We start from the raw sequence: 13,965 nt of genomic DNA, 5'->3' as shown, positions 1-13,965 counted from the left end.
CATGATCGCCCTCACCCTCGCCGAGATCGCCGAGGCGGTCGACGGCCGCCTCCTGCTGCGCGGCGACGCGACCGCGCAGACCGTCGTCGACGGCGCGGTCGACACCGACAGCCGGCTCATCGGCCCCGGCGGGATCTTCGTGGCCAAGCCCGGCGAGGAGACCGACGGGCACCTCTTCGCGCCGAAGGCCGTCGAGGCGGGCGCCGCGCTGCTCCTCGTCGAGCGCGAGCTCGACCTGCCCGTGCCCCAGGTGCTCGTGCCCGACGTCGTCGACGCGCTCGGCCGGCTGGCGCACGAGGTCGTGGCGCGGGTGCGCGCGCTCGGAGGCCTGCGGATGGTGGCGGTCACCGGATCCAACGGCAAGACCACGACCAAGAACCTGCTGCACGCGATCCTCTCCACGCAGGGCGAGACCGTGTCGCCCGTCGCGTCCTTCAACAACGAGGTCGGCGCGCCCCTCACCATGCTCAAGGTCACGCGCACCACGCGGTTCCTCGTGGCGGAGATGGGCGCGAGCGGGCTGGGCGAGATCACGCGCCTGATCCGCATGGCCAAGCCCGACGTCGGAATCGTCCTCACCGTGGGCCTCGCGCACGCGGGCGGCTTCGGCGGCATCGAGCGGACGCTCATGACGAAGACCGAGATGGTCAAGGACCTGCTGCCCGAGGACACGGCCGTCCTCAACGCGGACGACCCGCGCGTCTCCTCCATGAGCGACAAGACGGAGGCACCCGTGCTCTGGTTCGGCCGCGACTCGCGCGCCGCGGTCCGCGCCACCGACATCGTCGCCTCCGCGGCGGGCACGACCTTCACGCTCCACCTGCCGGACGGATCCACCCGACCCGTGTCCTTCCGCGTGCTCGGCGAGCACCACGTCACCAACGCGCTGGCCGCGGCGGCGGGCGCCTGGGCGCTCGGCGTCGACGGCGACTCCATCGTCTCCGCTCTCCAGACCGTGCAGCGCGCCGAGCGCTGGCGCATGGAGGTGCTCGGCGGCAACGGCGTCACGATCATCAACGACGCCTACAACGCGAGCCCCGACTCGATGGCGGCCGCCCTCCGCACGCTCGCGCAGATCCGTGGACCGGAGCAGCGCACGGTCGCCGTGCTCGGCGAGATGAGCGAGCTCGGCGAGTTCTCCGAGGAGGAGCACGACCGCGTGGGCCTCCTCGCGGTGCGCCTCAACATCGGTCAGCTCGTGGTGGTCGGCCGCCCCGCGCGCCGCCTGCACCTCGAGGCCATCGCGCAGGGCTCGTGGGACGGCGAGTCGATCTTCGCGGAGGACGCGGCCGAGGCCCGCGAGATCCTCGACCGGATCCTCGGCGACGGCGACCTCGTGCTCGTGAAGTCGTCCAACTCCGCCGGGCTGCGCTTCCTCGGCGACGAGCTGGGGGAGAAGTACGCGTGGTAGCCCTCCTCTTCGCGGGCGCGTTCTCGCTCGCCTTCACGCTCTTCCTCACGCCGCTGTTCATCAAGCTGTTCCACCGTCTGCAATGGGGCCAGTTCATCCGCGACGACGGACCGCAGACCCACCACACCAAGCGCGGCACCGCCACGATGGGCGGCATCGTCATCATCCTGGCGAGCGTGCTCGGCTACTTCGTGGGGCACCTGCTCACATGGGACGGGATCCGCTTCGACCCCGTGACGCCGTCTGGCCTGCTGGTCGTGTTCATGATGGTCGGCCTCGGCTTCGTCGGCTTCCTCGACGACTACCTGAAGACCCGCAAGCAGCAGTCGCTCGGGCTCGGCGGCTGGCAGAAGATCGCCGGCCAGGTCGTCGTCGCGACCGTGTTCGCGGTGCTCGCCATCACGCTGCGCGACCCGGTGTCCGGCCTCACGCCCGCATCCACCGCCATCAGCCTGTTCCGCGACCTGCCGCTCGACTTCATGGCGCTCGGCGCGGTCATCGGCACGGGCCTGTTCATCGTCTGGATCTGCCTCATCGTCGCGAGCGCCTCGAACGGCGTGAACGTGGCCGACGGGCTCGACGGCCTCGCCGCGGGCGCGTCGATCTTCTCGATCGGCTCCTACGTCATCATCGGGTTCTGGCAGTTCAACCAGTCGTGCGACAGCGTCTCCAGCTACCAGAACGAGTACCGCTGCTACGAGGTGGCGAGCCCCCTCGACCTGGCGATCATCGCGGCCTCCATCGTGGGCGCGCTCATCGGCTTCCTCTGGTGGAACACGTCGCCCGCGCAGATCTTCATGGGCGACACCGGCTCGCTGGGCCTCGGCGGCGCGCTGGCCGCCCTCGCGATCCTCAGCCGCACCGAGCTGCTGCTCGTCTTCATCGGCGGCCTGTTCGTGATCGTCGCGGGCTCCGTGGTGCTCCAGCGCATCTACTTCAAGCTCACGCACGGCAAGCGGATCTTCCTCATGAGCCCGCTCCACCACCACTTCGAGCTGAAGGGCTGGGCGGAGGTCACGGTCGTCGTGCGCTTCTGGATCATCGCCGGGCTGCTCGTGGCGGCGGGCGTCGGCACCTTCTACCTGGAATGGATCACGCAGTAGAGATGACAGACGGCACCCCCGACGACGGCACAGCGCTCGCGCGACCCGACTCCCTGCACAGCTGGCACGACGACTGGACCGGCCTCCGCGTCGCCGTCCTCGGCCTCGGGCGCACCGGCTTCTCGGTGGCCGACACGCTGGTCGAGCTCGGCGCCGACGTGCTCGTGGTCGCGTCCGACGCGTCGCCCGAGCGGCTGGCGCTGCTCGAGGTGATCGGCGGGCGGCTCGTGCGGCCGACCGACGAGGAGCCCGTCCCCGCGGAGCTCGTGGCCTTCGCGCCCGAGCTCGTCGTCGTGTCACCCGGCTACGCGCCGACGCACCCGCTGCCCGCGTGGGCGACGGAGGCGGGGATCCCGCTGTGGGGCGACATCGAGCTCGCCTGGCGGGTGCGCGACAAGACGGGGACGCCTGCCGAGTGGATCACCATCACCGGCACCAACGGCAAGACCACGACCACGCAGCTCACGGCCGCGCTCCTCCAGGAGGGCGGCGTGCGCGCCGTGCCGTGCGGCAACATCGGCCTGCCCGTGCTCGACGTCGTCCGCCACCCGGACGGCTTCGACGTGCTCGTCGTCGAGCTGTCGAGCCACCAGCTGCACTACATGCGCGAGGTGCGGCCCTACTCGAGCGCGTTCCTCAACCTCGCCGACGACCACCTCGAGTGGCACGGCTCGCGTGCGGCGTACGCGGCCGCGAAGGGGCGGGTCTATGCGGACACGCGCGTCGCCTGCGTGTACAACCGGGCCGACCGCGCCACCGAGGACGCGCTCCGCGAGGCCGACGTCCAGGACGGCGCGCGTGCCATCGGCTTCGGCCTGGACGCGCCCGGCCCGAGCGACCTCGGCATCGTCGACGGGATCCTCTGCGACCGCGCCTTCCTGGAGGAGCGGTTCACCTCCGCGCTCGAGCTGACGACGCTCGACGAGCTGCGCGCAGTGGGCCTCGCGGCACCGCACATCGTGCAGAACATCCTGGCCGCGGCGGCCCTCGCCCGGTCGTACGGCGTCGAGCCCGGCGTCGTGCGGCAGGCGCTCCTGCGCTTCGAGCTCGACAGCCACCGCATCGAGCGGATCGGGGAGCGCGACGGCGTCGCATTCGTCGACGACTCGAAGGCCACCAACCCGCACGCGGCATCGGCGTCGCTCGCGGCGTTCCCCTCCGTGGTGTGGGTCGTCGGCGGCCTCCTCAAGGGCGTCGAGCTCGACGACCTGATCCGCGCCCACGGTGCACGCCTGCGCGCGGCGGTCGTGATCGGCGTCGAGCGCGCCGAGGTCCTCGCGGCATTCGCGCGACACGCGCCCGACGTCACCGTCCTCGAGGTGGCCGAGAGCGACACTGAACAGGTCATGCGGTCCGCCGTGCGGCTCGCGGCGGGCGTGGCCCGGGAGGGCGACACCGTCCTCCTGGCCCCGGCGGCGGCATCCATGGACCAATTCACCGACTACGCCGACCGCGGACGCCGATTCCGGACCGCGGTCGACCACCACCTGGGAGGTGCGGCGGATGACACTGCCCCCGAGAACGACGCGGACCCCTCGCGCGGCTGACGCGCCGGGACCCCGCGGTCCGCGCACCCCGCAGCCGCCCGTCGACGACGCGCAGGAGGGGACGCAGCGCCGCGGCCTCGCCGCCCGCATCCAGCTCGGCCGCGCCTTCCACGCGGAGAGCGGCTCCTACTTCCTGCTGCTCGGCACGACGCTCTTCCTGGTCGTCTTCGGCCTGGTGATGGTGCTGTCGTCGTCGAGCATCGACTCGTTCGTCGCCGGCGGCGGCTTCTTCGGCATCTTCCTCAAGCAGGGCATGTTCGCGCTCATCGGCGTGCCGCTCATGCTCCTCGTCTCGCTCGTGCCGCCCATGTTCTGGAAGCGGTGGGCGTGGGTCCTGCTGATCGCGGCCAGCGCCGTGCAGCTGCTGGTGTTCGGCCCGATGGGCGTGAAGGTCGGCGAGAACATCGGCTGGATCCGCATCGCCGGCACGACGTTCCAGCCCGCCGAGCTCATCAAGGTGGGCCTCGTGATCTGGCTGGCCTTCATCCTCGCGAGGAAGCGCCACCTGCTGCGCACGTGGCCGCACATCCTCATCCCGGTGCTGCCCGTCGCGGGCGGCGCCGTCGGCCTCGTCGCGCTCGGCGGGGACCTCGGCACCGTGATCATCATGGCCAGCATCATCCTCGGCGCCCTCTTCTTCGCGGGCATCCCGATCGGCAAGCTCACGCTCATGCTCACGATCGGCTCCGTGCTGGCCGTGCTCATGACCGTGATCAGCGACAGCCGCATGCGCCGCGTCACCGAGTTCATCACCGGCCAGTGCGACTACGCGGGCGGCTGCTGGCAGTCCACGCACGGTCTGTACGCGCTGGCCGCCGGTGGCATCTTCGGCGTGGGCCTCGGCAACTCGAAGGCCAAGTGGATGTGGCTACCCGAGGCGGACAACGACTACATCTTCGCGATCATCGGCGAGGAGCTCGGCCTCATCGGCGCGATCGTCGTCATCCTCCTGTTCGTGGTGCTGGCCATCGGCTTCATCCGCGTGATCCGGGCCAACACCGACACCTTCGCGCGCGTCGCGACGGGTGCCGTCATGACCTGGATCATCGTGCAGGCCTTCGTGAACATCGCCGTGGTGCTCAACCTGCTCCCGGTGCTCGGGGTGCCGTTGCCCTTCGTGTCGTCCGGAGGGTCCTCCCTCGTGACGACGCTCGTCGCGATGGGCATCGTGCTGGGATTCGCCCGCAGGCCCACGAACGAGGAGTCGCCGGACGTCGTGCCCGCCGTCGTCGGGATGCGCTCGTGACCGTGTACCTGCTCGCCGGCGGCGGCACCGCGGGGCACGTCAACCCCCTGCTCGCCGTGGCCGACGAGCTCCGTGCGCGCGAGCCGGATTCGACGATCCTCGTCCTCGGCACGCGCGAGGGCCTCGAGTCCCGACTCGTCCCGGCCCGCGGCTACGAGCTGCTGACCATCGCGCGCCTGCCGTTCCCGCGCCGCCCGGACCGGGCCGCCGTGCGCTTCGCGCCGGCGTTCGCGCGGGCCGTGGGCCAGATCCGCCGCATGATCGCCGAGCGCGGCGTCGACGTGGTCGTGGGCTTCGGCGGATACGCGGCCGCGCCCGCCTACGTCGCCGCCCGACGCTCGGGCGTCCCCGTCGTCGTGCACGAGGCCAACGCCTCGCCGGGACTCGCCAACCGGCTCGGCGCGCGCGTCGCCGCGGCGGTCGGGATCACGTTCCCCGGCACCGCGCTCGGCCCGCGCGCCCGGGTGGTCGGCATGCCGCTCCGCCGCGAGATCGCGACCCTCGACCGCGAGGCAGCCCGCGACGCCGCGCGCGCCGAGCTCGGACTCGACGCCGACCGGCCGACGCTCCTCGTCACGGGCGGATCCACGGGCGCGCGCAGCCTCAACCGCACGGTGGTGCAGGTGGCCGAGCGCATCACGGCGACGGGCGCGCAGATCCTGCACATCGTCGGCGGCGCGCAGGAGTTCACCGACCCGGGCGTCGAGCGCTACCACGTGGTCGGCTACTCCGACCGGATGGAGCTCGCGATCGCCGCGGCCGACCTCGTGGTCTCCCGCGCCGGTGCCGGTGCCCTCTCCGAGCTCACCTGCGTGGGCGTGCCGGCGGTCTACGTGCCCTACCCGGTGGGCAACGGCGAGCAGGCCGTCAACGTCCGCGGCGTCGTCGCGGCCGGCGGCGGGATCGTCGTCGCCGACGCCGACTTCACGCCCGACTGGGTGCTCGCGCACGTCCTCCCGCTCCTGTCCGACCCGGCGGCGCTCGCGCGCATGTCCCGGGCCGCGACCTCCGTCGGCACGCGCGACGGCGCGGCCCGCATGGCCGATCTCGTCCTCGACGCCGTCGCCGCCCGCCCGTCACGGCCCGCCGCGCGGCGCTGACCGCCGCCCACCCCGCTTCCCACCCTCCCGAGGAGACCGCACGTGATCGCACCCGACCTGACCATGGACATCCCGACCGACCTCGGGCGCGTCCACTTCGTGGGCATCGGCGGGTCCGGCATGAGCGGCATCGCGCGCCTGTTCCTCGCGGCAGGGCACCGGGTCACCGGATCAGACTCCCGCGACTCCGACGCCGTCCAGGCGCTCCGGGAGCTCGGCGCCGAGATCCACGTCGGCCACGACGCCGCGCACGTGGGCGACGCCGACGCGCTCGTCGTCACGGGCGCGCTCTGGCAGGACAACCCCGAGTACGTGCTCGCGAAGGAGCGGGGCCTGCCGATCCTGCACCGCTCGCAGGCGCTCGCCTGGCTCATCAGCGGCCAGCGCCTCGTCGCGGTCGCCGGCGCCCACGGCAAGACCACGTCGACGGGCATGATCGTCACCGCGCTCCTCGAGGCCGGCCGCGACCCGTCGTTCGTCAACGGCGGCGTGATCGGCGGGCTCGGCGTCTCGAGCGCCCCCGGATCCGAGGAGCTGTTCGTCGTCGAGGCCGACGAGTCCGACGGCTCGTTCCTCCTCTACGACACGTCCGTCGCGCTCATCACCAACGTCGACGCCGACCACCTCGACCACTACGGCTCGCACGAGGCCTTCGACGACGCCTTCGTGCGCTTCGCGAGCGCGGCGTCGGAGCTCGTCGTGATCTCGAGCGACGACCCGGGCGCCCGGCGCGTCACCGCCCGCATCGAGGGACGCGTCGTCACCTTCGGCGAGGACCCCTCGGCCGACGTCCGGATCACCGACATCGTCACCGACGGCTCCGTCGCCTTCACGCTCACCCACGACGGCGTCGCGCGCCGCGCCGCGCTCCGCGTCCCCGGCCGCCACAACGCGATCAACGCGGCCGGCGCCTACGCCGTGCTCGTCGGCCTCGGCGTGGATCCCGACGACGCGATCGCGGGCCTCGCCGGCTTCTCCGGCACCGGCCGCCGCTTCGAGCTGCACGCGGAGGTCCGCGGCGTGAGCGTCTACGACGACTACGCGCACCACCCCACCGAGGTCCGCGCCGCGCTCGAGGCCGCGCGCACGGTCGTGGGGGAGGGCCGGATCATCGCCGTCCACCAGCCGCACCTCTACAGCCGCACGCAGATGATGGCCGGCGACTTCGCGCGCGTCTACGAGGAGCTGGCCGACCACACCATCGTGCTCGACGTGTTCGGCGCCCGCGAGGACCCGATCCCCGGGGTCACCGGCGCCCTCGTCTCCCAGCGCTTCCAGGACGCGGGCCACGTCGACTACCTGCCCGACTGGCAGGAGGCGGCCGACCGCGCGGCGGAGATCGCCCGCGACGGCGACTTCATCGTGACCCTGAGCTGCGGCGACGTGTACCGGATCATCCCGCAGGTGATCGATGCGCTCGAGCGTCCCGACGGATCCTCCCAGCCCGCCGCGTCGTCCCGGCCGCGCGAGTGAAGCGGCCCGAGGGCTTCGACCGGCCCCGGGTCCCGAGGCCGCCCGCGCCCGCCGCGCCCGCCGAGGGCGCGGACGCGCCCAGCCGTCGCGGCCGCGGATCCCGTCCCGCCGCGCCCGTGACGCCGACGCCGGCCGCGCCAGCACCGGCTGCGCCGACGCCGCCCGTGACCCCGCGCCCCCGCGCGGCGTGGCGCGACGACGACGAGCCCGACACCGAGCCCATCGTCCTCCCGCACCTCGCGCAGGCGCCGGTCGAGGCGCCGCCCGCGCCGCGCACGGGCCGCGAGCCGACGACGCCGCGCACGGGCGGCCTCGCCGGCAGGCTGGGCGCTCGGGCACGCGGAGCGGCGGAGACCGCGGCTTCCGCGCGTCCGCTCCGTCGGCGCACCCACTCGGACGCGGACGGGGAGCCCACCCCACGGGCCCACCGCCCGGCCCGCCCCGCGAGCGCGGCCACCGGAGACGCCGAGGCGCGCCGCCAGCTGCGCCGCGCCCGACGCGAGCGGCAGCGCTACGAACGCCAGGAGGTGCGCCGCTTCACCCAGCGCGCCCGCCGCCGGCGCGCCGGACTCCTCGGCGCGCTCGGCGCCGTCCTCACCCTCGCGATCGTCGTCGGCATCGCCGTGTACTCGCCGCTCCTCGCCCTCCGCACCGTCGAGGTGGAGGGCGCGGACCGCGTGTCCCCGTCGAGCATCCAGGCGGCCCTCTCCGACCAGGTCGGCACGCCGCTCCCGCTCGTCGACCTCGACCGCGTCGGGGACGAGCTCCGCGCCTTCCCGCTCATCCGCAGCTACAGCACCGAGAGCCGTCCGCCGTCGACGCTCGTGATCCGCATCGTCGAGCGCACGCCCGTGGCCGTGATCCAGTCGGGCGCCGGCTTCGACCTGGTGGATCCCGCGGGCATCACGATCGAGCGCGCGACGGCACGCCCCGACGGCTACCCCCTCATCGACCTGCCGAGCGCCGACTTCTCGTCGCCGCGCTTCCAGGCCGCCGCCGCGGTCCTCGTCGCGCTGCCCGCCGACTTCCTGCCGCAGGTCGACAGCATCCAGGCCAACACGACCGACGACGTGATGCTCACCCTCCGCAGCGGCAAGAAGGTGCTGTGGGGGAGCGGCGAGCGCTCGGTCGACAAGGCGCAGGTGCTGCAGGCGCTGGTCAAGGCACGCGGGGACGTCGGGTCCTACGACGTGTCGGCACCCGACGCGCCGGTCGCCGGCCCCTGATCCCGCCCCGCCTTCGCGACACGCGGCACGGGAGTCGTCGCGCCGACCCCGAGCCCCCTAACGTCGGGATCAGGAAATGCATACTGAGTAAACTCTAAGCCTCCACCGGAGGTCGAAGGTTCTAGCGGAGGCCCGTCGTGTCGAACAACCAGAACTACCTCGCCGTCATCAAGGTCGTCGGCATCGGCGGTGGCGGCGTCAACGCCGTGAACCGCATGATCGAGCTCGGTCTGCGGGGCGTGGAGTTCATCGCGATCAACACCGACGCGCAGGCGCTGCTCATGAGCGACGCGGACGTCAAGCTCGACGTCGGCCGCGAGATCACGCGGGGCCTCGGCGCCGGCGCGGACCCCGAGGTCGGCCGTCGCGCCGCCGAGGACCACGCTGAGGAGATCGAGGAGGCCCTCGCGGGCGCCGACATGGTCTTCGTCACCGCGGGCGAGGGCGGCGGCACCGGCACCGGCGGCGCACCCGTCGTTGCGCGCATCGCCAAGTCGATCGGCGCGCTCACCATCGGCGTCGTCACGAAGCCCTTCGGCTTCGAGGGCAAGCGCCGCTCGGCCCAGGCCGAGCTCGGCGTCGCGACGCTGAAGAACGAGGTCGACACGCTCATCGTCGTCCCGAACGACCGCCTCCTGGAGATCAGCGACCGCGGCATCAGCATGCTCGAGGCGTTCGCGACCGCCGACCAGGTGCTCCTCGCGGGCGTCCAGGGCATCACCGACCTCATCACGACCCCCGGCCTCATCAACCTCGACTTCGCCGACGTCAAGTCGGTCATGCAGGGTGCCGGATCCGCGCTCATGGGCATCGGCTCGTCCCGCGGCGCCGACCGGTCCATCAAGGCCGCCGAGCTCGCGGTCGCGTCGCCCCTGCTCGAGGCGAGCATCGAGGGCGCCCACGGCGTGCTCCTCTCGATCCAGGGCGGATCCAACCTCGGCATCTTCGAGATCAACGACGCGGCCAAGCTCGTGCAGGAGGCCGTGCACCCCGAGGCGAACATCATCTTCGGCGCGGTCATCGACGACACGCTCGGCGACGAGGTGCGCGTCACCGTCATCGCCGCGGGCTTCGACGGCGGCGAGCCGGCGTCCAAGGTCGAGAACCGCCGCAGCGGCTTCGTCGCCGCGGGCGGGGGAGCGGTCGCGGCTCCCGAGGCCGTCGAGTCCGCGCCGGCTCGCCCGCAGGCCGAGGCGCCCGTCGCGTCCGTCCCCGCGAGCGACCCGACGTTCGAGGACGACGGCGACGACCTGGACATCCCCGACTTCCTGAAGTGACCGACGCTCAACAGACAGGCGGCGCGCACGCGTCGGACGCCCACCCCGGCGAGGCCCACCCCGGCCTCGCCGAGCGGTGGGCGTCCGTGCAGGCGGACGTCGCCGACGGGATCCGCGCGGCCGGCCGCCGTCCCGACGAGGTGACGACGATCGTCGTCACCAAGTTCCAGCCCGTGTCGCTCCTGCGCGGCCTCGTCGGCCTCGGCGTCCGCGACCTCGGCGAGAGCAGGCACCAGGAGGCGCAGGGCAAGGCCGCCGAGCTCGATGGCACGGGCGTCGCGTGGCACTTCGTCGGCCAGCTGCAGGGCAAGAAGGCCAGGCAGGTGAGGCGCTACGCCTCCGTGATCCACTCGGTCGACCGCCCGTCCCTCGTCGACGCGCTCGCGTCCGACGAGCAGGAGACGCGCGTCTTCCTGCAGGTCAACCTCACCGATGACGACGGACGCGGCGGCGTCCGGCCCGCCGAGGCCGAGGCGCTCGCGGAGCACGCGGCGGCCGCCCCCGGCATCCGCGTCCTCGGCGTCATGGCGGTCGCGCCCGACGACGGGGAGCCCCGCCGCGCGTTCGCCCGCCTCCGCGGGATCTCGGACGACGTGCGCCGCATCCTGCCCGAGGCGGACGCGATCTCCGCGGGCATGTCCGGCGACCTGCGCGAGGCGCTCCTCGAGGGCGCGACACACCTTCGGATCGGGTCGGCAATCACGGGAAAGCGACCCGACGGCCCTTAATGTCGGGAGTGCGGTCCGGTTCGTCAGGCCGAAACGGAAAGAGGAATGATGGCCAACCCACTTCGCAAGACCATGGTGTACCTGGGACTCGCCGACGAGGAGCTCGACTACCAGCAGGGCCAGCAGCCCGCGCAGCAGCAGCAGTCGCCCGTGCAGGCCGTCCCGACGCCCGCCCCCGCTCCCCAGCAGCAGGCGAAGCGCGCACCCGTGACCCCCCTGCACAAGCCCTCGACCACCACAAGGAATGCGGCGCCGGCTGAAATGAACGAGATCCTCACCGTCCACCCCAAGGCCTACAAGGACGCCCAGGTCATCGCCGAGAACTTCCGCGAGGGCGTGCCGGTCATCATCAACCTCTCGCAGATGACGGACGACGACGCCCGCCGCCTCATCGACTTCGCCAGCGGCCTGTCCATCGGCCTCTACGGCAAGATCGAGCGCGTCACGGCCAAGGTGTTCCTCCTGTCGCCGTCGCACGTCGCCGTGTCCGGCGAGCAGTCGGCCACCGAGGCCGAGGTCGAGGCCTCCTTTTTCGGACGCTGATCCACCCAGCACCGCCATGGCGGGCGCCGACGGGACCTCCCATCGGCGCCCGCCATACTTGTGTCCGTGATCATCGTCAACATCGTCGCCACCGTCCTGTGGTTCGCCCTCCTGGCGTTCATCATCTGCATGTGGGGCCGGTTCGTCCTCGACCTGGTCCAGTCGCTCTCGCGGCAGTGGCGTCCGCGCGGCGCGATGCTCATCGTCGCGGAGGCCTCGTACACGGTCACGGATCCGCCCATCGGCTTCGTCCGGCGCCTGATCCCGCCGCTGCGCCTCGGCCCGGTCGCGCTCGACTTCGGCTGGATGATCACGATGCTCGTGGCGATCATCCTGCTCAACGTCGTCCGCGGCTTCACGGGCTGACGCCCGGCGCTCCGTCCGCCGTTCCGCGCTCCCGTCCCCGGAGCGACGCGTTCCGCTGATAGCGTTGGGTCGCACGTTGTCCCGAATCCCCGTCCGCAGCTGCGGACCCCGCTCTACGCACAAAAGAGGTGGCAGGCCATGGCTCTCACTCCTGAAGACGTCGTCAACAAGCGTTTCCAGCCGACCAAGTTCCGCGAGGGATACGACCAGGACGAGGTCGACGACTTCCTCGACGAGGTGGTCGTCGAGCTGCGACGCCTCCACCAGGAGAACGAGGAGCTGCGCCAGCGCCTCGGCTCGGGCGACGCCGCCCCGGCCGCGACCTCCGTCATCGAGACCCCGGCTCCCGCCGCCGTCGAGCAGGCCCCCGTGGTCGTCGAGCCCGAGCCCACCCCGGAGCCCGAGCCGGCCCCGGTCGTCGCGCAGGCGCCCGCCGCCCCCGCCGCGGACGTGGACGACGAGACCTCCAGCACGAGCAGCCTCCTCAAGCTCGCCCGCAAGCTCCACGAGGAGCACGTCCGCGAGGGCATCGAGAAGCGCGACGCGCTCGTCGCCGAGGCGCACGCCACGGCCGCCCGCATCGCCGCCGAGGCCGAGGCCGAGCAGCGCTCGAAGACCGCCGTCCTGGAGAAGGAGCGCCAGGTCCTCGAGGGCCGCATCGACGAGCTCCGCACGTTCGAGCGCGAGTACCGCACGAAGCTCAAGGGCTACATCGAGGGCCAGCTCCGCGAGCTCGACTCCGCCGGTTCCAGCGAGGCGCCCGCCACCGCCTCGTTCGGCAACTAGCACCGCAGCACCCGCACGCCCGACGGCGGCGCGGGACCCGGCTCCGACGAGCCACGGGGTCCCGCGTCGCCGTCGTCGTTCGCGCAGCCCGCGTCACCGCCGCACCGCCAGCACCGCACCGGAAGAGGTCACCCGATGGAGCACCGCACCATTCCCGTCCCCGACGGGCTCGACGGGCAGCGCGTCGACGCGGGACTCGCCCGCCTCCTCGGCTTCTCCCGCAGCTTCGCCGCCGAGGTCGCCGAGGCCGGCGGCGTGACGCAGGACGGCCGGGAGGCGGGCAAGTCCGACCGGCTCGTCGGCGGATCCATGCTCGCCGTCAGCTGGCAGCCGAAGCAGGAGCCCACCGTCGTGCCGCTCGCGGTGCCCGACCTCGGCATCGTGCACGACGACGACGACATCGTGGTGGTCGACAAGCCCGTCGGCGTCGCGGCGCATCCGAGCGTCGGCTGGACGGGGCCGACCGTGCTGGGAGCGCTGGCCGCCGCCGGGTTCCGCCTGAGCACCTCGGGCGCGGAGGAACGGCAGGGCATCGTGCACCGGCTCGACGCGGGCACCAGCGGCCTCATGGTGGTGGCCAAGACAGAGCGCGCGTACACGGAGCTCAAGCGGCAGTTCCACGACCGCGAGGTCGAGAAGGTGTACCACGCGGTCGTGCAGGGGCATCCGGATCCGCTCGCGGGCACGATCGACGCGCCCATCGGGCGCCACCCCCGCAGCGACTGGAAGTTCGCGGTCACCGCGGACGGCAAGCCGTCCGTCACGCACTACGAGACGCTCGAGGCGTTCCGCCGCGCGGCGCTGCTCGAGGTGCACCTGGAGACCGGCCGGACCCACCAGATCCGCGTCCACATGGCCGCGCAGCGCCACCCCTGCGTGGGCGACGCGATGTACGGCGCCGATCCCACGATCTCGGCGCAGCTCGACCTCCACCGGCAGTGGCTGCACGCCATGCGGCTCGAGATCACGCACCCCGCCACGGGCGACCGGGCGTCGTTCTCGAGCACCTACCCGGCCGACCTGCAGCACGCGCTGGACGTCCTCGAGGACTGACGCGCGACACGCCCGGAGCGCCTCCGGGAGCCTGCCTATGATTGCTGCACCGCCGACCGATCAGTAGAAGAGACCCGTGCCCCGCAACGACTCGTTCGTCCACCTC

General features: G+C 72.7%; 13 protein-coding genes. All 13 read left to right on the top strand.

Annotated elements, in window-relative coordinates; translation table 11 throughout:
- The first annotated feature begins 1 nt into the window (after position 1).
- A complete protein-coding gene (locus KYT88_RS09695) occupies positions 2–1,411 on the top strand; it encodes a UDP-N-acetylmuramoyl-tripeptide--D-alanyl-D-alanine ligase (RefSeq protein ID WP_043586470.1) in 1,410 nt (469 codons plus the stop codon).
- Entirely contained in the window at positions 1,405–2,514 is a 1,110-nt protein-coding gene (gene mraY, locus KYT88_RS09690; RefSeq protein WP_012038549.1) for a phospho-N-acetylmuramoyl-pentapeptide-transferase, read from the top strand. The genes KYT88_RS09695 and mraY overlap by 7 nt, the downstream gene beginning before the upstream one ends.
- 2 nt (positions 2,515–2,516) lie before the next feature.
- Positions 2,517–4,061, top strand: a complete 1,545-nt coding sequence (murD, locus tag KYT88_RS09685) for a UDP-N-acetylmuramoyl-L-alanine--D-glutamate ligase (protein ID WP_043586472.1) — start codon at positions 2,517–2,519, stop codon at positions 4,059–4,061.
- Positions 4,018–5,307 (top strand): putative lipid II flippase FtsW, encoded by a 1,290-nt coding sequence (ftsW, locus tag KYT88_RS09680; RefSeq protein WP_043586474.1) that lies wholly within the window; start codon positions 4,018–4,020, stop codon positions 5,305–5,307. Before murD ends, ftsW begins: the two co-directional genes overlap by 44 nt.
- The gene (gene murG, locus KYT88_RS09675) at positions 5,304–6,407 is read left to right on the top strand and encodes an undecaprenyldiphospho-muramoylpentapeptide beta-N-acetylglucosaminyltransferase (protein ID WP_043586476.1); all 1,104 of its coding nucleotides are present in this window, start codon (positions 5,304–5,306) and stop codon (positions 6,405–6,407) included. The genes ftsW and murG overlap by 4 nt, the downstream gene beginning before the upstream one ends.
- Positions 6,408–6,449: 42 nt before the next feature.
- On the top strand, positions 6,450–7,880 hold the full coding sequence (gene murC / locus KYT88_RS09670) for a UDP-N-acetylmuramate--L-alanine ligase (RefSeq protein WP_043586477.1): 1,431 nt from the start codon (positions 6,450–6,452) through the stop codon (positions 7,878–7,880).
- A 164-nt stretch (positions 7,881–8,044) separates the two neighbouring features.
- Positions 8,045–9,106, top strand: a complete 1,062-nt coding sequence (locus KYT88_RS09665; RefSeq protein WP_237583627.1) for a cell division protein FtsQ/DivIB — start codon at positions 8,045–8,047, stop codon at positions 9,104–9,106.
- 137 nt (positions 9,107–9,243) lie between these two features.
- Positions 9,244–10,383, top strand: coding sequence for a cell division protein FtsZ (gene ftsZ, locus KYT88_RS09660; RefSeq protein WP_012038543.1), 1,140 nt, complete (start codon positions 9,244–9,246; stop codon positions 10,381–10,383).
- On the top strand, positions 10,380–11,111 hold the full coding sequence (locus KYT88_RS09655; RefSeq protein ID WP_043586481.1) for a YggS family pyridoxal phosphate-dependent enzyme: 732 nt from the start codon (positions 10,380–10,382) through the stop codon (positions 11,109–11,111). The genes ftsZ and KYT88_RS09655 overlap by 4 nt, the downstream gene beginning before the upstream one ends.
- A gap of 48 nt (positions 11,112–11,159) precedes the next feature.
- Positions 11,160–11,654 carry a cell division protein SepF gene (locus KYT88_RS09650; protein WP_012038541.1) on the top strand — a complete coding sequence of 165 codons (495 nt, stop codon included), beginning with the start codon at positions 11,160–11,162 and terminating at the stop codon, positions 11,652–11,654.
- 66 nt (positions 11,655–11,720) lie between these two features.
- The gene (locus KYT88_RS09645; RefSeq protein ID WP_043561739.1) at positions 11,721–12,020 is read left to right on the top strand and encodes a YggT family protein; all 300 of its coding nucleotides are present in this window, start codon (positions 11,721–11,723) and stop codon (positions 12,018–12,020) included.
- Between the two features lie 138 nt (positions 12,021–12,158).
- Positions 12,159–12,806, top strand: a complete 648-nt coding sequence (locus KYT88_RS09640) for a DivIVA domain-containing protein (protein ID WP_043586482.1) — start codon at positions 12,159–12,161, stop codon at positions 12,804–12,806.
- 135 nt (positions 12,807–12,941) lie between these two features.
- On the top strand, positions 12,942–13,859 hold the full coding sequence (locus KYT88_RS09635) for an RluA family pseudouridine synthase (RefSeq protein WP_043586483.1): 918 nt from the start codon (positions 12,942–12,944) through the stop codon (positions 13,857–13,859).
- Positions 13,860–13,965: the final 106 nt, after the last annotated feature.

Source organism: Clavibacter sp. A6099 (assembly GCF_021919125.1).
Lineage (GTDB): Bacteria > Actinomycetota > Actinomycetes > Actinomycetales > Microbacteriaceae > Clavibacter > Clavibacter seminis.
This window is presented reverse-complemented; position numbering and strand designations above follow the sequence as displayed.

Coding starts and splice junctions, on each gene's coding strand:
- KYT88_RS09650 (WP_012038541.1), top strand. CDS start 11,160: ATGGCCAACCCACTTCGCAAGACCATGGTGTACCTGGGACTCGCCGAC.
- KYT88_RS09635 (WP_043586483.1), top strand. CDS start 12,942: ATGGAGCACCGCACCATTCCCGTCCCCGACGGGCTCGACGGGCAGCGC.
- murD (WP_043586472.1), top strand. CDS start 2,517: ATGACAGACGGCACCCCCGACGACGGCACAGCGCTCGCGCGACCCGAC.
- KYT88_RS09695 (WP_043586470.1), top strand. CDS start 2: ATGATCGCCCTCACCCTCGCCGAGATCGCCGAGGCGGTCGACGGCCGC.
- KYT88_RS09640 (WP_043586482.1), top strand. CDS start 12,159: ATGGCTCTCACTCCTGAAGACGTCGTCAACAAGCGTTTCCAGCCGACC.
- ftsW (WP_043586474.1), top strand. CDS start 4,018: ATGACACTGCCCCCGAGAACGACGCGGACCCCTCGCGCGGCTGACGCG.